Raw genomic sequence first — 20,178 nt, 5'->3', positions numbered from 1 at the left:
CGTGACCACCGTGGACACCGTGAGCGACCACACCGACCGCGCCGCCGACACCCGGCGGCTGCTGCACGAACTGCTGGACACGACGGCGGCCCTGCGGCCCCGGAACATCGCCGTACGCGACTCCAGGGACGCCTGGACCTGGGAGAACCTGGTCCAGCAGAGCCACACCGTGGCCGGCTGGCTGCGCGAGCAGGGGGTGGGCCCGGGCGACCGTATCGTCGTCCGGCTGCCGAACGTCCGCGAGATGGTGGCGCTGCTCTACGCCGCCTCCCGCGTCGGGGCGGCCCTCGTGCCGATCAGCGCGGAGATGAAGGAGTTCCACCTCAAGGCCGTCATCGCCAACTGCGAGCCCCGCGTGGTCGTGGTCGTGGACGGCCTGGCCGAGGGTGTGCAGGCGTTGACGGAGGTGCCCGTGCACGAGGTGGGCGCCCTCTGGGCCGCCGCCACCGACACGGAGGTGCGCGTCACGTCCGAGGCGACATCGGTCGACTCCCCCGCCGTCCTCATCTACACCTCGGGCAGCACCGCCACCCCGAAGGGCATCGTCTGCCCGCACGCGCAGATGTCCTTCGCCGCCGACGCCATCAACCAGGTGCTCGGCTACCGCGGGGACGACGTCGTCTTCTGCCGCGTCCCGCTCTCCTTCGACTACGGCCTGTTCCAGGTGCTGCTGACCTGCCTGTCCGGCGCCGAACTCGTCCTCGCCGACGGGGAGGCCGACCCCAAGCTGCACATCCTGATCCGCGAGACCGGCGCGACCATCCTGCCGCTCGTCCCCTCGCTCGGCGGCCCGCTGATCCGGCTCGCCGAGCGCGACCCGCGCCCGACCAAGCTGCGGATGTTCACCAGCACCGGCGCCGCGCTGGAGCAGCGGATCATCGACGGGCTGTGGCGCTGCTTCCCCGACGCCCGCGTCGTCCGGATGTACGGCATCTCCGAGTGCAAGCGGATCACCGTCATGCCGCCCGACGAGGACCGTACGCGGCCCGGCTCGTCCGGCCGCCCGCTCCCGGGCACCCAGGTGACCATCCTCGACGAGGAGGGCAACGAGGTCCCGGCCGGCGGCAGCGGCGAGATCACCGTCACCGGACCGAACGTCATGGCCGGCTACTGGCGGCTGCCCGAGATCACCGCCCGCACCTTCCGCACCGACCCGGAGACGGGCGTCACCCGCCTGCACACCGGTGACTACGGCTCGCTGGACGCGGACGGCTATCTGTACTTCGAGGGCCGCCGCGACGACATGTTCAAGCGCAAGGGCATGCGGGTCAGCACCATCGAGATCGAAGCCGCCGCCATGGACATCCCGGGGGTGCGGAACGCCGCGGCCCTCAAGCCGACCGCCGACCGCGACCTGCTGCTGTTCGTCGCCGCCGACCTGCCGCCGCAGACCGTGCTGCGCGAGCTGGCGCAGCGGCTCGAGGCCGTCAAGGTCCCGTCGCTGTGCAAGGTCATCGACGACTTCCCGCTGACCGCCAACGGCAAGAACGCCAAGCAGCAGCTCGAGGCGCTGCTCGTGGCGGAAGAGCTGGCCGCAGGATGACCATCACCGAGGCCACGGCCGTTGTGACGGACGAGGTGCTGGTCGCGCGCTACGGATCACCGCTCTACGTCTACGACCTGGACCGGGTCATCGCCGCCCGCGACGATCTGCGGGCCGCCCTGCCGGAGCAGTTCACCCTCTTCTACTCCCTGAAGGCCAACCCGCACCCCGGGCTGGTCCGCGCCCTCGGCGAGGGCGACGGGGCGTGCCGCGCCGAGGTGTGCTCGACCGGCGAGCTGGCGTCCGCGCTCGAAGCCGGTCACCGCGCCGACCGGATCCTCTACTCCGGTCCCGGCAAGACGGCGGAAGAGATCTCCGTCGCGCTGACCGCGGGCGTCCGCACCTTCTCCGTCGAGTCGCTCGGCGACCTGCAACGACTGGGCGCGCAGGCGGTACTCCACGGCACCACCGCCGACGCCCTGATCCGCGTCAACAGCGCGGCGGCCGCGGCCACCACCAGCATCCGGATGACCGGTACGCCCTCCCAGTTCGGCTTCGACGCGGAAGGTCTCTCCGACCTGCTGCCGGAGATCCGCGCGGTGGAGGGGATCCGTGTCGCGGGCGCGCACTTCTTCCCCCTCAGCAACTCCAAGGACGAGGCGAGTCTCATCGCCGAGTTCCAGGAGACCATCCGCGGAGCGGCCCGCCTGGAGGCCGAACTCGGCACGCCACTGAGCCTGTTGGACATCGGCGGGGGCTTCGCCGCCCCGTACTCGGTGCCCGGGAGCCGGCCCGTCTACGGGAATCTGCGCGCCGCACTGGAGGAGACCCTCGACGAGCACTTCCCGCGGTGGCGGCAGGGCGTCCCGGAGATCGCCTGCGAGTCGGGGCGCTATCTGGTCGGCGACAGCGGCCGGCTGCTGACCACGGTCACCAACGTCAAGCAGAGCCGCGGCCGGACCTTCGCGGTGCTGGACGCGGGCATCAACACCCTCGGCGGCATGGCCGGTCTGGGGCGGCTGCTACCGCTCTCGGTCGAGCCCAAGGCCGGCCGGCGGGACGGCGGCGGCGAAGCGGCGGAGGAGACCGTCGTGACCCTCGCCGGGCCGCTGTGCACCCCCGGTGACCTGCTCTCCCGGTCCGCCCGCATGCCCCTCCCGCGGCCCGGCGACGTGATCGCCGTACCCAACGTGGGCGCGTACGGGCCCACCGCGAGCCTGCTGCTGTTCCTCGGCCGTCCCGCGCCGGCCGAAATCCTGCTCAGAGCCGGTGAAGTGACGTCGGCATCGCGCCTGATCTCTTCCCGCGCAGAAATCGACACTGGAGTTCAGTGATGAGCGAGTCCGCATCCCACGAGTCCACCGCAGACGGCTCCGCCGTCGATCCGGCCGACCGGGCCGAGCTGGTCGATCTGGCCGCACTGGCCGGCCTGGCCGAGGCGGAGCAGTACCGACGCCTTCTCGCGGTGGTCCGAAGGGAGGCGGAAGCGGCGCTGCGCAAGGCCGGTCGGGAGGGGCAGTTCCCTCTCGACCTGTCGCAGCCGTTCCTGCAGCTCGGCTTCGACTCGCTGGCCGTCGTCGATCTGCACCGCCGGCTCAGCGACGCGACGGGTCTCGACCTGCCGATCACCATCGCCTTCGACCACCCGACGCCGACCGCGCTGGCCAGGCAGCTGATGTGGGAGATCTTCGGCGTCCGGTTCGACGGCCGTACGGCGGGCGAGGTCGCTTCGCGTCAGGCCGACCCTGCTGTGGGCTCGGCTTCCGGCTCCGGTTTCGACGAGCCGATCGCGATCGTCGGGATGGCGTGCCGCTACCCGGGCGGCATCAGCTCGCCCGAACAGCTGTGGGACCTGGTGGTGTCGGGCCGGGACGCCATCGGCACGCTGCCCACCGACCGCGGCTGGGACGTGGAGGGCCTCTACGACCCGGATCCGGACGCGCCTGGCAAGACGTACACGCGGGAAGGCGGTTTCCTTTACGGAGCGGCCGAGTTCGACGCCGACTTCTTCGGCATCAGCCCGCGCGAGGCCGCCTCCATGGACCCGCAGCAGCGCCTCACCCTGGAGACCTCCTGGGAGGCGTTCGAGCGGGCCGGCATCGACCCGGCCGGGCTGCGGGGATCGGCGACCGGCGTCTTCGTCGGGGCCGAACCGCAGGAGTACGGGCCCCGGCTACACCAGGCGCCCGAGGGCTACGAGGGCTATCTGCTCACCGGCAGCGCCACCAGCGTGATCTCGGGGCGCGTCGCTTACACCCTGGGCCTGGAAGGCCCGACGCTGACGGTCGACACCGCCTGCTCCGCGTCGCTCGTCGCCCTGCACCTCGCGGTCCAGTCGCTGCGCGCCGGCGAGTGCTCGCTCGCGCTCGCGAGCGGCGTCGCCGTGATGTCCAGCCCCGGCGCCTTCACCGCGTTCAGCCGGCAGCGCGGACTCGCGCCGGACGGACACTGCAAGCCGTTCGCCGAGGCCGCCGACGGAACGTGCTGGGGCGAGGGCGTCGGCGTCCTCGTCGTCGAACGGCTCTCCGACGCGCAGCGCAACGGCCACCGGGTGCTGGCGGTCGTGCGCAGTAGCGCGATCAACCAGGACGGCGCGAGCAACGGTCTCACCGCCCCCAACGGCCCGTCCCAGCAGCGCCTCATCCAGCAGGCCCTGGCGAGCGGCGGGCTCACCGCCGCCGACGTGGACGCCGTCGAGGCGCACGGCACCGGAACGAAGCTCGGCGACCCCATCGAGGCCCAGGCCCTGATCGCCACGTACGGGCAGGGCCACGACGCCGACCACCCGCTGTGGCTGGGCTCGGTGAAGTCCAACATCGGCCACACGGCCGCCGCCGCGGGCGTTGCGGGGATCATCAAGATGGTGCAGGCGATGCGGCACGAGACGCTGCCGCCCACCCTCAATGTCGATACACCGACACCGCATGTGGACTGGTCGGCGGGGTCTGTTGAGTTGTTGACGGAGGCGCGGCCGTGGCCGGTGCGGGAGCGTCCGCGTCGTGCGGGTGTGTCGTCGTTCGGGATCAGCGGGACGAACGCGCATGTGATCGTGGAAGAGGCTCCGGCCGAGGTCGTGACGGATGCGGTTGCTTCGGTTGAGCTGCCGGTGGTGCCGTGGGTGCTGTCGGGCAAGACGCCGGAGGCGTTGAAGGCTCAGGCGGCCCGGTTGCGGGAGTTCGTGCTGGCCGATGCGGGTCTGGATCCGGTGTCGGTGGGTTCGGCGCTGGCGACCACGCGTGCGGGCTTCGCGCAACGTGCGGGTGTGGTGGCGGCGGACCGTGAAGGCCTGCTGAACGCTCTGGACGCGGTCGTTGACGGCGAGGCCAAGACCGCTGTGGCCGGCTCCGGTGACCTGGCGTTCCTCTTCACCGGCCAGGGCAGCCAGCGCGCCGGGATGGGAAGCGAGCTCTACGCCGCGTTCCCCGTGTTCGCGGAGGCACTGGACGCCGTCGCGGAAGCGTTCGACGAGCACCTGGACCGTCCGCTGCTGGATGTCCTTTTTGCGGACGACAGCCGGCTGAACGAGACGGGCTGCACCCAGCCCGCGCTCTTCGCGCTGGAAGTCGCACTGTTCCGGCTGCTCACGTCGTGGGGCATCCGTCCGCAGGTGCTGGCGGGCCACTCCATCGGGGAGTTGGCTGCAGCGCATGTGGCGGGTGTCTGGTCGCTGGAGGATGCGGCGCTGCTCGTCGCGGCTCGTGGCCGCCTGATGCAGCAACTTCCCGCCGGTGGTGCGATGGCGGCGATCCAGGCCACCGAGGCCGAGGTCCTGCCCCAGCTCACCGACAGGGTGGGGATCGCGGCCGTCAACGGCCCGACGTCCATCGTCGTCTCAGGTGACGAAGACGCCGTGGCTGCCGTGATCGCGCACTTCGATGGCATCGGACGGAAGACCAAGCGGCTGACCGTCAGCCACGCCTTCCACTCCGTCCACATGGAGGCGATGCTCGACGAGTTCCGGCGCTTCGCCTACATCCTGGAGTATTCGGCACCGTCCATCCCGATCGTGTCGACGCTGACCGGGCAGGCCGCGACCACCGATGAGCTGACCGACCCCGAGTACTGGGTCCGGCACGTGCGCGAGGCCGTGCGCTTCGCCGACGCCGTCACCACCCTTGAGGGCCAGGGCGTCACCACATTCCTGGAACTCGGCCCGGACGGGGTGCTCACCGCCATGGGTGCCGAGAGCGTCACCGACGCCGTCCTCATCGCCACGCAGCGCCGCGGCCAGGACGAGGCGCTGGCCCTCGTGTCGTCCGTCGTCGACCTGCACACGCAGGGCACGGAGGTCGACTGGCGGGCCTTCTTCGGCACGGGTGCCACCACCCCGCTGCTGGATCTGCCCACCTACGCCTTCCAGCGGGAGCGCTACTGGCTGGACGACGTGTCGGGCTCCGCCGACCCCTCGGCCCTCGGGATCGAGGCCACCCCGCATCCGCTGCTCGGCGCTGTCGTCGCGGTGGCGGGCTCCGACCGGCTGGTGCTCACCGGCCGGCTGTCGCTGCAGACGCACCCCTGGCTCGCGGACCACGCGGTGGGCGACACCGCGCTGCTCCCCGGCACCGGCTTCGTCGAACTGGCCGTCCAGGCCGGCGACCGCGCCGGCTGCCCCGTACTGGAGGAGCTGACGCTCCAGGCGCCGCTGCTGCTCGACGGTTCCGGCGCGGTCGAATTCCAGCTGGTCGTGGAGGAACCCGGTCAGGACGGCAAGCGGCCGCTGGGCATTTTCTCCCGTCCCTCCGGCGCCGACGACTCGCTCTGGACGCGGCATGCCGAAGGCCTGCTGCGGTCCGAGGACACGGCTGCCGTCATCCCGGCGGCCGACAGCGCATGGCCGCCCGCCGGAGCCAAGACCATCGAGGTCGAGGGCGCCTACGACCGGATGCGCGACCAGGGATACGGCTACGGCCCGTCCTTCCAGGGCCTGCGCGCCGCCTGGCGGCTGGGCGAGGAGGTCTTCGCGGAGGTCGTCCTGCCCGAAGGTGTCGACGCCACCGGCTACGCCCTGCACCCCGCCCTGCTCGACGCCGCCCTGCACGCCATCGGCATCGACCGCCCCAGCGAGAACGCCGAGCTCCCGTTCGCCTGGACCGACGTCGTCCTGCACGCCTCCGGCGCGACCGCCCTCCGGGTCCGCGTCACCCCGGCCGGCTCCGGCTACTCGCTCCGCCTGTCCGACGTTCAGGGCGGTCCGGTCGCCGATGTCGGCGCGCTGGTGCTGCGGCCGGTCGTGGCCGCCGAGTTGAAGGCCTCCCAGTCCACGGGCGGGCGGAACCTCTACCACGTGGAGTGGTCCGCACCCCGGGCCGGCGGAACGGAATCCACCGGCGAGACGGTGCTGGTGCGCGTGCCCGCGCGGGTCGAGCCGATCGAGACACTGACGGCCGTACTCACCGAACTGCAAACGCTGTTGGCCCTCGACGACGACCGCCGTTTGGTGGTGGTGACGCGGGGTGCGGTGGCTGTTCTGCCGGGTGAGGATGTTGCGGAGCTGGGTCAGGCGGCGGTGTGGGGTCTGATCCGTTCCGCGCAGTCCGAGCACCCTGACCGCATTGTCCTGTTGGACTCGGACACTGACGAGATCCCGGAGGGTGTGCTGGTCTCGGGTGAGCCTGAGCTGGCGCTTCGTGGCGGGGAGATCCTCGTCCCGCGCCTGGCCCGCATTGCTCCGGCCGCTGAGGTCGCCCCGGCGGTGTGGCGTACGGATGGCACGGTGCTGATCACCGGTGGTACCGGTGGCCTGGGCGCCCTGCTGGCCCGCCACCTGGTCACCGCGTACGGGATCCGTGACCTGCTGCTGACCAGCCGCCGCGGCCCCGACGCCCCCGGCGCCACCGAACTCACCACAGAACTGACCGCGTTGGGTGCGACGGTGAAGATCGCCGCGTGCGACGTCTCGGACCGGGACGCGCTCGCAGCGCTCCTGGACGGCGTCACCCTGACCGCCGTGATCCACACCGCCGGTGTGCTGCGTGACGCCACGTTCGCCGCGCTCACCCCGCAGCACCTGACGGAGGTCCTGGCACCCAAGGCGGACGCCGCCCGCCACCTGCACGAACTGACCGCGCACCTCACTCTCGACGCGTTCGTGCTGTTCTCCTCCGCTGCCGCCACGTTCGACGGCACCGGACAGGGCAACTACGCCGCAGCCAACGCCTACCTCGACGCCCTCGCCACCCACCGCCGCACCCAAGGACTCCCCGCCACCTCCCTCGGCTGGGGCCTATGGGCACCCGAAACCGGCGGAATGGGCGCAGGACTCTCGGCCAAGGACGTGGAGCGGGCCGCCCGGGCCGGGACCCCGGCGCACAGTGCCGCCTCAGGTCTGGCGATGTTCGACGCGGCCTGGGGCGGGGAGTACGCCCACGTCCTGGCGCTGCGGCTGGAGTCCGGCGCGCTCGGGCGCCGGGCGGCTGCCGACGGTGTACCCGCGCTGCTGCGCGGTCTGGTCCGTACCCCGGCCCGGCTCGCCGCCGCCTCGGGATCCGCGGGCGGCGACTCATTGGAGGAGCAGCTCGGCCGGCTGCCGGCGGCGGAGCAGGAGCGCTTCCTGCTCTCCCTCGTCCGTACGCAGATAGCGGCCGCTCTCGGTCACTCCGGCCCGGACGCGGTCGATCCGGCCCGCGGTTTCGGCACCCTGGGCTTCGACTCCCTCGCGGCCGTTGAACTCCGCAACCGGCTCGGCACCGCCACCGGCCTGCGGCTGCCCGCGACCCTCACCTTCGACTACCCGAACGCCACCACGCTCGCCCGCTACCTGCGGGAGAAGCTCGTCGGCGACGAGACCGCCGGGGCCACGTCCTCCGCTGCCGCCGCTGTCGTCGCGGCCCGGCAGTCCACGGGCGACGACCCGATCGCGATCGTCGGCATGTCCTGCCGCTTCCCGGGCGGGGTGCGCAGTCCCGAAGGGCTGTGGGACCTGCTCGCCGCGGGCCGGGACGCCGTCGCGGACTTCCCCGAGGACCGCGGCCCGAGCTGGTACGACGCCTATGACCCCGACCCGGACGCCATCGGCAAGACGTACTCCAAGGAAGGCGCGTTCCTCGACGACGCGGGCCGGTTCGACGCGGACTTCTTCGGCATCAGCCCGCGCGAGGCCCTGGCCACCGACCCCCAGCAGCGCCTGCTGCTGGAGGCGTCGTGGGAGGCGTTCGAGCGCGCCGGGATCGACCCGGAGAGCCTGCAGGGCACTTCAACAGGGGTGTTCGCGGGCGTCATGTACCACGACTTCGCGCCCCGCCTCCGTGACGTACCCGAGGAGCTCGCGGGCTACCTCGGCAACGGCGGCCTCGGCAGCGTCGTCTCCGGCCGGGTCTCGTACGCCCTGGGCCTGGAAGGCCCCGCGCTGACAGTCGACACCGCCTGCTCGTCCTCCCTCGTCGCCGTCCACCTGGCCGGCCAGGCGCTGCGCGCCGGCGAGTGCTCGCTCGCGCTGGCCGGCGGCGTCACCGTGATGACCACCCCGGACACCTTTGTCGACTTCAGCCGCCAGCGCGGCCTCGCCCCCGACGGCCGCTGCAAGCCGTTCGCGGAGGCGGCGGACGGTACCGGCTGGGGCGAAGGGGTCGGCGTCCTCGTCCTGGAGAAGCTCAGCGACGCGCGGCGCAACGGCCATCGCGTCCTGGCCGTCGTCCGCGGCAGCGCGATCAACCAGGACGGCGCCAGCAGCCAGCTGACCGCCCCCAACGGCCCCGCCCAGCAGCGCGTCATCCGGCAGGCCCTCGCCGCCGGTTCGCTCACCACGGGTGACGTCGACGTGGTCGAGGGCCACGGCACGGGCACCCGGCTGGGCGACCCGATCGAGGCGCAGGCGCTGCTGGCGACGTACGGGCAGGAGCGGGCGGACGGTCAGCCGCTGTGGCTGGGTTCGGTGAAGTCGAACCTCGGTCACACGCAGGCTGCCGCCGGTGTCGCGGGCATCATCAAGATGGTGCTGGCGATGCGGCACCAGGAACTGCCGCGCACGCTGGGCGTCGACGCTCCCAGCTCGCATGTCGACTGGAGCGCCGGTGACGTCGAGCTGCTGACGGAGGCGCAGCCGTGGCCGGCCGGGGAGCGGACCCGCCGCGCGGGCATCTCGTCCTTCGGCATCAGCGGAACGAACGCCCACGTCATCGTGGAAGAAGCCCCCGCAGAGGCCCTCGCGGCCGAAGGTGCCGCTGTCGACCTGCCGGTGGTGCCGTGGGTGCTGTCCGGCAAGACGCCCGACGCCGTCCAGGCCCAGGCCGCCCGGCTCCGTGACTTCGTCCTCGCCGATCCGGAACTGGACCCGGCGGCGATCGGATCCGCCTTGGCCACCACGCGCGCGGCCTTCACCCACCGCGCGGGCGTCGTCGCCGCCGACCGCGACGGCCTGCTGGCCGGACTGACCACCCTCGCCGAAGGCGGCACCGCGGCTGGAACGGTGTTCGGAACTGCCGGTTCCGGACAGGTGGGATTCCTCTTCACCGGGCAGGGCAGCCAGCGCGCGGGGATGGGACGCGAGCTCTACGCCGCCTTCCCCGTCTTCGCCTCAGCGCTGGACGACGTGGTGGCCGCGTTCGGCGACCGACTGGAACTACCGCTGCTGGATGTGCTGTTCGGGGACGACGGCCGGTTGAACGAGACGGGCTTTACGCAGCCTGCTCTGTTCGCGCTGGAGGTCGCGCTCTTCCGGCTGCTGGAGTCCTTCGGGGTCCGGCCGCAGGTGCTGGCGGGTCACTCCATCGGTGAGCTGGCCGCCGCACACGTCGCAGGGGTCTGGTCGCTGGAGGACGCGGCGCTGCTCGTTGCGGCTCGTGGCCGGCTGATGCAGCAACTTCCCGCCGGTGGTGCGATGGCGGCGATCCAGGCCACCGAGGCCGAAGTCCTGCCGCAGCTCACCGACAGGGTGGGGATCGCGGCCGTCAACGGGCCCACCTCCATCGTCGTCTCGGGTGACGAAGACGCCGTCGCTGCCGTGATCGCGCACTTCGATGGCATCGGACGGAAGACCAAGCGCCTCACCGTCAGCCACGCCTTCCACTCCCTCCACATGGAGCCGATGCTCGAAGAGTTCGGCACCATCGCCGCAGGGCTCACCTACACCGCACCGTCCATCCCGATCGTCTCGACGCTCACCGGCCAGGCCGCCACCACCGAAGAACTCACCGACCCCGCCTACTGGGTCCGCCACGTCCGCGAAGCCGTCCGCTTCGCCGACGCCGTCACCACCCTCCAGGACCAAGGCGTCACCAAGTTCCTGGAGCTCGGCCCCGACGCCGTTCTCACCGCGATGGCCGCCGAATCCGCCACCGACACCACCATCCTCATCCCCGCCCTCCGCCGCGACCACAACGAAGCCCAGGTCTTCGTCACCTCCCTCGCGACCCTCCACACCCGGGGCATCCCCGTCGACTGGCCGGCCCTCTTCGGCACCGGCCACACCCCCGTCGACCTCCCCACCTACGCCTTCCAGCACCAGCACTACTGGCTCGCCGACAGCACGGTCTCCACCGGCGACCCCTCCGGGCTCGGCCAGGGCACCACCACCCACCCGCTCCTCACGGCAGCGATCACCCTCCCCGACACCGACGGGCTGCTCTTCACCGGGCGGCTCTCGCTGGCCACCCACCCGTGGCTCGCGGACCACGCCGTCAACGGCACCGTCATCGTCCCCGGCGCCGCGCTCGCCGACCTCGCCATCCACACCGGCGACCACACCCACACCAGCACGCTGCAGGAGCTCACCCTCTCCGCACCCGTCGTCGTTCCGCAGACCGGTGCCATCCATCTGCGGGTCAGGATCGGCGGGGTGGAGGAGCGGACGCTGTCGGTGTTCTCGCGCCCCGAAGGCGCGGCGGAGGACGAGCCCTGGACGCGGCACGCGGACGGGCTGCTCACCTCGCACGCCGCCGAGCCCGGTTTCGACCTGGTGCAGTGGCCGCCGGCCGGGGCCGAGTCGGTGGCGGTCGACGAGCTGTACGGGACGATGGCCGCGAGCGGCCTGGAGTACGGGCCCGTGTTCCAGGGGCTGCGCGCCGCCTGGAAGCTCGGTGACGAGGTCTTCGCCGAGGTCGCGTTGCCGGAGGGCATCGACACCAACGGGTTCGGGCTGCATCCGGCGCTGCTCGACGCGGCGCTGCACGGCATCGGGTTCTCCGGGGCCGACAGCGGAGTGGCCGAACTGCCGTTCGCCTGGTCCGACGTTGCGCTGTACGCGACCGGCGCCTCCGCGCTTCGCGTGCGGATCTCCCCGACGGGATCGGGCTATGCCCTGCATCTGGCCGACGCGCAGGGTGCTCCGGTCGCCTCCGTCGGGATGCTCGCCCTGCGTCCGGTGAACACGGGCGAGTTGGCGGCGGCCCAAGCCGCCCAGGCCCGGGATCTGTACGAGATCCAGTGGTCCGCGGTGGACGCGGATCCGGCGGCTACGGCAGCGGAGAACACGACCGCCCTCGACGAGAGCGCGCTGCTGCGCGTCGTGTCACGGGCCGATGCCCGGTCCACGGTCGTCGACGTTCTCGCGCAGGTGCAGACATGGCTGGCCGACGAGTCCCCCGCCGGTTCGGACGCCAGGCTCGTCGTCGTCACCCGGGGCGCGGTCCCCGCGCTTCCCGGGGAGGACGTCACCGATCTCGCGCAGGCCGCCGTGCACGGGCTGGTCAGGGCCGCGCAGGCGGAGCACCCGGACCGGATCGTCCTCGTCGACACCGACGCGGAGGCCGGTACCGGTCAGATACCCGTCACCGTCCTCGCGTCCGACGAGCCGGAACTGGCCGTCCGCAACTCCCAGTTGTACGCACCGCGGCTGGCCCGTACGGCACCGTCCGCCGAGGCGACCCCTTGGCGTACGGCCGGCACGGTCCTGATCACCGGCGGCACCGGCGGTCTGGGCGCGCTCACCGCCCGCCACCTGGTCGCCGAACACGGCGTCCGCGACCTCCTGCTCACCAGCAGGCGCGGACAGAACGCCCCCGGCGCAGCCGAACTCGCGGCCGAACTCACCCAAGCCGGCGCCACCGTCACCATCGCCGCCTGCGACGTCTCCGACCGGGACGCCCTCGCGGAACTCCTCGCCGATGTGCCGTTGAGTGCGGTGATCCACACCGCGGGTGTCGTGGACGACGGGACCGTCGAGTCCCTCACTCCCGGCCAGGTGGGCACGGTGTTCGGCCCGAAGGCCGAGGCCGCGCGTCATCTGCACGAGCTGACCGCGCACCTCACCCTCGACGCGTTCGTGCTCTTCTCGTCGACGGCCGCCACCTTCGACGGCACCGGCCAGGCCAACTACGCCGCCGCCAACGCCTATCTCGACGCCCTCGCCACCCACCGCCGTACGCACAACCTGGCCGCGACCTCGCTCGCCTGGGGCCTGTGGGCTCCCGAATCGGGCGGCATGGGGGCGGATCTGACGCAGGCGGATGTCGACAGGGTGGCGCGCGGCGGTGCGTTGGCGCTGGGGCGCGAGGCGGGTCTCGCGCTGCTCGACGCGGCGCTGATCGGCGGGAAGGCCCATCTGCTGCCGGTGCCCTTCTCCACGGCGGCGCTGGAGGCGCGGGCCGGGAGCCAGGGCCTGCCGGCCATCCTGCGGGGGCTCGTCAGGGCACCCGCGGCACGGCGCGGCACCGTAGCGGCCGCAGCGGGTGCCGCGGCCGCGGAAAGCCTGAAGGACCGGCTGCTCAAGCTGCCGCCGGCGGAACGTACGCCGGTGGTGCTGGACCTCGTGCGGTCCCAGGTGGCCGCCGTGCTCGGGCACTCGGGAGTGGACGCCGTCGATCCGGCACGCGGCTTCGGCGGGCTGGGCTTCGACTCGCTCGCCGCCGTCGAGTTCCGCAACCGGCTCACGCCGGCGACCGGGCTGCGCCTTCCCGCGACGCTGATCTTCGACTACCCGACCTCCGAGGCCCTCGCCGAGTACATCCGCGAGCAGCTGGCACCGGCGCCCTCGGGCCCGGCGGCGCTGCGGGCCCTGGAGGCCGAACTGGCGGACCTGGAGGACCGGCTGGTCACCACGACCGACAACGGCGACGTGGACGAGCAGGACCACACCCGGGTCACCGACAGCCTGCGGGCCCTGGTGGCCCGCTGGACCGCACTGCGCGCCGGAGCCGCGGAGGCGGCGGCGTCCGCCGCGGCGGACGAGGCCGAACTGGCCTCGGCCGACGCGGACCAGCTCTTCGACATTCTCGACAGCGAGTTCGAACCTCTCGACTGACCCGCCCGGCGCCGATGCCGGCGCACCCCCGTATGACTCGTATGAGGAGAGATCCGACATGGTTGTTCAGGACCCCGCGCCGACAGCGGCCACCCGTAAGGAGACGGACCTTTGGCTGCTGGAGCGGCTGGTACCGGGATCGGGCGTCAACAACCTGTCCCTGACCTTCGACGTGGAGGGTGAGATCGACTCCGCGGCGCTGTCCCGGGCGCTGACCCTGGTGGTGCGCAAGTACGACATCCTGCGCACCGTCTTCCGCACCTCCGAGACCGACCTCACCAAGGAGGTGCTGGCGGCCGACGCGATCACCTCGGTCGACGTCACCTCGATCGACGTCACCGAGACGGAAGCCGCCGAGGACGCTCTCCAGGCCGCCGTCGAGGCGTTCGTCGCGGAGCCGTTCGCCCTGGACGGGAGCCCGCTCGTCAGGGCGGCGCGCTTCCGGCGGGCGGGCGGCGCCGGCGATGTGGTGAGCGTCGCGCTCCACCACCTCGTCTTCGACGCGATGTCGACCGTCACGCTGCTCGGTGAGCTGATCAGCGCCTATCAGGCGCCCGACACGTACGCGACCGACCCGGTCGCCGCGGTCGTCGAGGCGGAGCCGTCCGAGGAGAGCGTCGACTTCTGGCGCGACCAGCTCCGCGGTTTCCGCGGCGCGGACGACGGCCTCTGGTACGGGAATCCGGCCTCGGCCACCCCGAACCTGGCGGGCGACACCCTGCAGTACCTGCTGTCGGACGACGCCCTCGCCGTGGTCGGCCGCCTGCAGCGCGAGCTGCGCGCGCCGGAGGCCGTGATCCTGCTGGCCGCGTACTACCTGCTGCTCGCCCAGCACGGCGCGGGCTCGGACATCGTCGTCGGCTCACCCGTCAGCGTGCGGCCGCCCGGCCACGAGGGCGCCATCGGCTATCACGTCAACGTGCTGCCGCTGCGGGTGCGGATGGACCCGGCCAAGCCGTTCAAGCGGCTGGTGAACCGGGCCCGCGCGGTGTTCCTGGAGAGCCTGGGCGAGCCGGGCGTGACCGCCGAGTCCGTACTGGACGAGGTGCGGGACGGCGGCTCCTCCTCCTGGCGGAACTCGCTCTTCAACCACCTGTTCAACTACGTGCCGGGCGGCACCTCGGGAACGTTCGAGGTGGCCGGGCACCCGGCCAGGATCCGTGGGGTGGAGAACGGCTTCAGCAAGTTCGACCTGGAGTTCTTCTTCATGCCGGAGCCCGAGTCGGCGAAGACCACGATCCGCGCCGTGTTCCGTACCCAGGTCTTCACCCCGGCCGACGTGGAGCTGCTGCTCGCCCGCTACGACGCCCTGCTGTGCACCCTCGGCGACCAGCTGGACCGGCCGATCGGGGAGATCTCCGGCTGGAGCGCGGCCGACCACGCCGCGGTCCTGGCCGGCCACCGGGACGGCCTGCCCGAGGCCCTGCTCGGCCCGTCCGTCGCACCGTTCTCCGGCTACGCGAAGCTCGCCGCCAAGTCCGACAGTTCGGCCCTGACCCGGGCCTTCGTGGCCGCCCCCGACGGGACGGAGCTGCCGGTGGGCGTCCGCGGCGAGCTCTGCCTCGCCGACGAGGCGGTCACCCGCACCGGTGACGTGGCCCGCTGGCTTCCCGACGGCCGGATCGAGATCCTCGGCCGGCTGGACCGCCGGGTGACCGTGCAAGGGCTCGCGTTCGGCCTGGAGGACGTCGACGCCGCACTGCTCGCGCACCCCGCCATCGACGCCGCCGTGACCGTCGCCGCGGGCGGGGTCCTCGTTTCCTTCGTCGCCACCGCCGGCATCGAGGCCGGTCCCGGCCTGCTGGACCAGCTCTGGAAGCAGGTGCGCACCGACCTTCCCGGCCCGGCGGAGCCGGCCCGCATCATCGTCACCGAGGGGCTTCCGACCGTGAACGGCGCCCCTGACCTGCAAGGCCTGCGGCTGCGTGCCGAGGAGCTGCTGCGCACCGAGGCCGCGCCGGAGCCGGTGGACACCACCGAGCTGACCCGTGCGCTGATCGCGCTGTGGAAGCAGTTCCTCAAGCGCGAGGACCTGGACGCGGATTCCGGCTTCTTCACCAGCGGCGGCCACTCGCTGCTCGCCGTCCAGCTGCTGCAGCGCGTCAAGCGCACCACCGGTATCCAGGTGAAGATCCGGCTGGCCGACCTGTTCGCTCACCCGACCCCGGAGAAGCTCAGCGCGTACATCTCGGGCAAGAAGGCGTAGCGGGCCGCAGGAAGCACGACGGAGGGGCTCGTACCGGCTGATCCATCCGGTACGAGCCCCTCTTTCTTGCCTACGCGACGCAGAACTCGTTGCCCTCGGGGTCCTGGAGGGTGACCCCGTAGTGGTCCAGGCCGTCCTGCGACAGGACGCGGACCTTCGTGGCGCCGGCGGCCACCAGCCGTTCGGCCTCGGCGTTCACACGGGCGGTACGGGTCTCCAGCGGTACGTCCCGGCCGCCGCCGACCTTCAGGTCCAGATGCAGCCGGTTCTTGATCGTCTTGGCTTCCGGCACGACCTGGAAGAAGATGCGGGGCCCGGCGCCCGTCGGGTCGACGAGCGAGTCGGCGCAGCTGTTGGACGGGTCGCCGAGCTCGTCCTCGGGCACCCCGATGCTGATCCAGTACGCCCGCCAGGTCGCGAACCCGGCGGGCGGTTCCTCCTCGCGGTACCCCAGGGCGGTCGCCCAGAAGGGGACCAGCACGGCGGGTTCGGCACAGTCGATGCTGATCTGCAGAGTGGTCATCCCTCGATCGTGCCCGGAGGGACTGACAGCGGCCGGTCCGACCGCGCCGCCCCGCTCGTCAGCCGACCTCGGCCAGCCAGGCCTTCATGACGGTGTCGAAGCGCTCGGGCTCCTCGACGTGCGGCATGTGGCTGGACTGCTCGAAGAGCTCCCAGCGGGCGCCGGGGATGTGGTCGAGGAACGGCTGGATGGTGGCGGGTGTGGCCTCGTCGTACGCGCCCGAGATGATCAGGGTCGGGACGGCGACGGCCGGCAGCCGGTCGATGACCGTCCAGTCCTTCAGGGTGCCGATGACGTGGAAGTCGTTGGGGCCGTTCATGGTGCCGTAGACCGTCGGGTCGCTCTGCAGCTCCAGGAGGGTGGCGGCGACCTCGCGCGGCAGCGGGTTCGCCCGGCAGACATGGCGCTGGTAGAAGGCGTACACGGAGCGCTGGTAGTCCGGGTGGTCGAAGTCCTCGGTGGCCTCGTGGCGGCGCAGGGTGTCGCGGTGCACCGGCGGCATCGCGTCCTTGAGGCCCTCGCACGCCGCGCGCCACAGCGGCATGGAGGCCGGGGAGTTGGCGATGACGAGGCCGCGCAGCCCGGCGGGACGGCGGACGGCGTGCTCGGCGCCCAGCATGCCGCCCCAGGACTGGCCGAACAGCAGGTAGTCGTCGGCGATGCCGAGGTGGGCGAGGAGGTTGTCCAGCTCGTCGAGGAAGAGGTCGACGGTCCAGAAGTCGGCGCCGCGGTCGGGCAGCCGGGTGGAGCCGCCGTTGCCGATCTGGTCGTAGTGGATCACCGGGCGGCCGGTGGACGCGGCGAGTTCGGTCATCCGCAGCAGGTAGTCGTGGGTGGAACCGGGGCCGCCGTGGGCGATGACGAGCGGGGTGCGCCCGGTGTGCAGATCGCCGGTGACCCGGTACCAGGTGCGGTGGCCGCGGAAGGGGGCGGTGCCCTTCTGGGTGGGGGCGGGGAACATCGTGGAGTACCTCATGTCTCGGCTCGGCGGTGGCTCGGGTGGGGAGAAGGGAACGGCCGGGAAACGACACCGGCGCCGTCGGCGGGAGGCTTCCCCGCTGACGGCGCCGGTGCCGGCGGCCGGGCGACGATCAGGCCCTGGCGGCCTCACGGCGGGAGTTGAGGATGACGGCCCCGGACAGGACGACCGTCCAGCCGGCGAGCACCAGGGCGGCGACGAGGGTGCGGGTGCCGTGCAGCAGGGCACCGTGGCCGATGTCGGCGAGCCAGTAGCTCGGCAGGGTCTTGACGACCGCGGTCAGCCAGCCCGGGAATCCCGTGGTGGGCAGGAGCAGCCCGCCGAGGAACCCGAACAGCAGCACCAGGCCCTGGAGGTACATCTGCTGCTGCTCGACGGCCACGTACAGGCCGATGACCAGGCCGAGCACCGCGCACGGCAGGGCGGCGATCCAGATGCCCAGGGTGATCTGCAGCCAGCCGGCGACGGAGAGGTGCACGTCCTGGAGGGTGGCGCCCGCGAGCGCCACGAAGAGCGGGCCGGGCAGCGCCACGATCATGCTGACGACGATCTTCGAGAGCAGGTAGTTGCGCGGCAGCAGCGGGGTGAGCCGCAGCTGGCGGTGCCAGCCGATGGAACGCTCGTGGGCGACCCGGGCGCTGGTGTGCATGGAGGAGGTGAAGGCGCTGTACGCGGCGAGGCTGCACATCAGCCAGGCGCTGTACGTGATGCCGTTGGAGTGCGGGATCACCTGGTTCTTGTAGAGCATGCACTCCATGAGGTAGAGGCCCACGGGCAGCACGATCGCGAAGATGATGAAGCGCGGGCCGCGGAGCATCCGCTTGATCTCGATGGACAGGTAGCCGGTCATGCGGCGTCCTCCTGCACGTCCGTCTCGTCGGCGGCGGTCAGCGAGAGGAACGCCTCTTCCAGCCCGCTGGCGCTGATCTCGATGTCGTACGCGTCGGGGTAGGTGGTGAGCAGGGCGCGCAGGCTCTTGTCGGAGTCCTCGCAGTGCAGTTCGACACGGCCCAGGCGCAGCGCGGCGGCGGTCACGCCGGGCAGTGCGCGCAGGTCCGCCTCCTTCGCGTCGGGGACCGAGGCGCGCAGCACGCGGCCCGCGGTGAGGGCACGGATCTTGGCGACGGTGCCGTCGGCGGCGATCTCGCCACCGCGCATGAGGACGACGCGGTCGGCGAACTCCTCGGCCTCGTCCAGGTAGTGGGTCGCGAAGACCACGGTGCGGCCGGTGTCGGTGAACTTCCGCATGGACTCCCAGAACTTGCGGCGACTGCCGACGTCCATGGCGGAGGTCGGCTCGTCGAGCACCAGGAGCTGCGGGTTGCCGATGAGCGCGCAGGCGAAGCGGGCGCGCTGGCGCTGGCCGCCGGAGAGCTTGGTGCCGCGGCGGTCGACGATGTCCTCGATGTTGGCGCGGCGCAGCACCTCGTCGAGGGGCAGCGGCTTCTTGTAGAGAGAGGAGATCATCTCCAGCGTCTCGCGGACGGAGATGTCGTCGATCAGCGAGCCCTCCTGGAGGACGGCGCTGACCAGCCCTTCCCGTACCGCGAGGTAGGGGGCCCGGCCGAAGATGCTGATCTCACCGGAGGTGGGGTGGGACAGGCCGAGGATCATGTCGATGGTGGTGGACTTGCCCGCGCCGTTGGGGCCGAGGAGCGCCACGACCTCGCCGGGGGCGATGGTCAGGTCGATGCCCTTGACCGCCTGGACCTCGCCGTAGACCTTGCGCAGTCCGGTGACGCGGATGGCCGGCTCGGCCTGGGACGCGGGCCCGGACTTCCCCTTGGCCTCAGCGGCTGCGGGAGCCGGCGCGGGCTCCGGCGGTGCCGCTACCGGAACGGTCCCCTCTGCCCTGGCGGTGGTCTTCTCTGTGGTCTTCATGTCACATCCGGATCTGTCGGGAGAGGTCCTGTGCGGTCAGCAGCTCGGCCAGCGCCGTGGCGGCGCCTTCGTCACGCAGCAGGTCGGTGTGATCGCAGTCGAACCGGAGTTCACGGGCCACTGCTCCGGCCGCGCCGTCCGGGTCGGTGGAACGCAGCCGATTGAGTCCGCTGAGCGGGCTTCCGGAGCTGAAGGCGACGGCGTCCGTCCACGCGGTGGCGGCCGAGGAGTTGAGCTGGCCGGCCGCGACGACATAGGCGACGAAGGAGGTGAAGGACTCGGTGAACTCGGTCCGGCTCTCGGGTTCCAGCTCGATCTCGTCGAAGGCGGCTTCGCTGATCTCCCGGAAGAGTCCGACGAGCACCGGGCCGATGTACCCGAGGTTCTCGGGGTCGGCCTCCAGCGCCTGCCGGGCGGTCTCCTGGGCCTCGGCGACCGGTTCGGCACCGATGATTCCCGCGAACAGCTCGACGGACTTGTGGAACTGCCAGAGCAGACCGAAGGCGTTGGCCTGCTCGGGGTCGAACAGGATGAGCTGGGGGGCTCGTTCCTGCCACTGCGCTATGCGGCCGGCCAGGGCGGCGGCGTACACCGCTCCGGCGCAGAAGCCGAGTACGGCACCGACCTGCTGCCCGCTCGCGCGGACGTCCTCGAACCAGCGGTCGAGGTACTCCTCGCCCGACGGCCCGATGTCGGTGGCGATGGCCTGCGGCATCGTCTCCCAGACCGGATGGCTGGTGGCGGTGAGGCCGACGATGTCGGCGAATCGCGCATCGGGTCGCCCGGTGGCCGTGAAGTCGACAGCGAGGACCAGATCTCCTGGGCCCTTGCCGCCGATTTCCCACCATGCATCGGATTTCTCCACCAACAGCCCCTTCCGTTCCCTGCTGTCCCGTGCACCCGCATGGGGAGTGCTTCCGATGCTAGAAGC

Annotated in this window: 9 protein-coding genes; 4 read left to right on the top strand and 5 right to left on the bottom strand. The window is 71.9% G+C overall.

What is annotated here, in order from left to right; translation table 11 throughout:
• Position 1: 1 nt before the first annotated feature.
• From C8250_RS28550 to C8250_RS28520, 4 genes are read left to right on the top strand one after another with little or no spacing between them, the layout of a single operon-like run.
• Entirely contained in the window at positions 2 to 1,543 is a 1,542-nt protein-coding gene (locus tag C8250_RS28550; RefSeq protein WP_244809419.1) for an AMP-binding protein, read from the top strand.
• The gene (locus C8250_RS28545; RefSeq protein WP_138355990.1) at positions 1,540 to 2,817 is read left to right on the top strand and encodes a type III PLP-dependent enzyme; all 1,278 of its coding nucleotides are present in this window, start codon (positions 1,540 to 1,542) and stop codon (positions 2,815 to 2,817) included. Before C8250_RS28550 ends, C8250_RS28545 begins: the two co-directional genes overlap by 4 nt.
• The gene (locus C8250_RS43740; RefSeq protein WP_274599406.1) at positions 2,817 to 13,658 is read left to right on the top strand and encodes a type I polyketide synthase; all 10,842 of its coding nucleotides are present in this window, start codon (positions 2,817 to 2,819) and stop codon (positions 13,656 to 13,658) included. The genes C8250_RS28545 and C8250_RS43740 overlap by 1 nt, the downstream gene beginning before the upstream one ends.
• Before the next feature lie 58 nt (positions 13,659 to 13,716).
• Positions 13,717 to 15,864 carry a condensation domain-containing protein gene (locus tag C8250_RS28520; RefSeq protein ID WP_138357918.1) on the top strand — a complete coding sequence of 716 codons (2,148 nt, stop codon included), beginning with the start codon at positions 13,717 to 13,719 and terminating at the stop codon, positions 15,862 to 15,864.
• Between the two features lie 70 nt (positions 15,865 to 15,934).
• Here the strand turns inward: C8250_RS28520 and C8250_RS28515 are convergent, their stop codons facing one another.
• The 5 genes from C8250_RS28515 to C8250_RS28495 form a co-directional block, all read right to left on the bottom strand.
• Positions 15,935 to 16,387, bottom strand: coding sequence for a VOC family protein (locus tag C8250_RS28515; protein ID WP_138357916.1), 453 nt, complete (start codon positions 16,385 to 16,387; stop codon positions 15,935 to 15,937).
• A gap of 58 nt (positions 16,388 to 16,445) precedes the next feature.
• Positions 16,446 to 17,348 carry a proline iminopeptidase-family hydrolase gene (locus C8250_RS28510; protein ID WP_138357914.1) on the bottom strand — a complete coding sequence of 301 codons (903 nt, stop codon included), beginning with the start codon at positions 17,346 to 17,348 and terminating at the stop codon, positions 16,446 to 16,448.
• Between the two features lie 130 nt (positions 17,349 to 17,478).
• Positions 17,479 to 18,216 carry an ABC transporter permease gene (locus tag C8250_RS28505; protein ID WP_138357912.1) on the bottom strand — a complete coding sequence of 246 codons (738 nt, stop codon included), beginning with the start codon at positions 18,214 to 18,216 and terminating at the stop codon, positions 17,479 to 17,481.
• Positions 18,213 to 19,247: an ABC transporter ATP-binding protein gene (locus C8250_RS28500; RefSeq protein ID WP_138357910.1), complete on the bottom strand. Its 1,035-nt coding sequence runs from the start codon at positions 19,245 to 19,247 to the stop codon at positions 18,213 to 18,215. Before C8250_RS28500 ends, C8250_RS28505 begins: the two co-directional genes overlap by 4 nt.
• Before the next feature lies 1 nt (position 19,248).
• Positions 19,249 to 20,112 (bottom strand): hypothetical protein, encoded by an 864-nt coding sequence (locus C8250_RS28495; RefSeq protein ID WP_138357908.1) that lies wholly within the window; start codon positions 20,110 to 20,112, stop codon positions 19,249 to 19,251.
• Positions 20,113 to 20,178: the final 66 nt, after the last annotated feature.

The sequence above is a fragment of the Streptomyces sp. So13.3 genome (assembly GCF_005860785.2).
Lineage (GTDB): Bacteria > Actinomycetota > Actinomycetes > Streptomycetales > Streptomycetaceae > Actinacidiphila > Actinacidiphila fildesensis.
Note: the sequence above shows the minus strand (reverse complement) of the source record. Positions and strands in the feature narration are given on the sequence as shown.

What these genes read in the sequence shown, in the direction of transcription:
- C8250_RS28520 (WP_138357918.1), top strand. Translation starts at nt 13,717, where the DNA reads ATGGTTGTTCAGGACCCCGCGCCGACAGCGGCCACCCGTAAGGAGACG.
- C8250_RS28505 (WP_138357912.1), bottom strand. Translation starts at nt 18,216, where the DNA reads ATGACCGGCTACCTGTCCATCGAGATCAAGCGGATGCTCCGCGGCCCG.
- C8250_RS28500 (WP_138357910.1), bottom strand. Translation starts at nt 19,247, where the DNA reads ATGAAGACCACAGAGAAGACCACCGCCAGGGCAGAGGGGACCGTTCCG.
- C8250_RS28545 (WP_138355990.1), top strand. Translation starts at nt 1,540, where the DNA reads ATGACCATCACCGAGGCCACGGCCGTTGTGACGGACGAGGTGCTGGTC.
- C8250_RS43740 (WP_274599406.1), top strand. Translation starts at nt 2,817, where the DNA reads ATGAGCGAGTCCGCATCCCACGAGTCCACCGCAGACGGCTCCGCCGTC.
- C8250_RS28510 (WP_138357914.1), bottom strand. Translation starts at nt 17,348, where the DNA reads ATGTTCCCCGCCCCCACCCAGAAGGGCACCGCCCCCTTCCGCGGCCAC.
- C8250_RS28515 (WP_138357916.1), bottom strand. Translation starts at nt 16,387, where the DNA reads ATGACCACTCTGCAGATCAGCATCGACTGTGCCGAACCCGCCGTGCTG.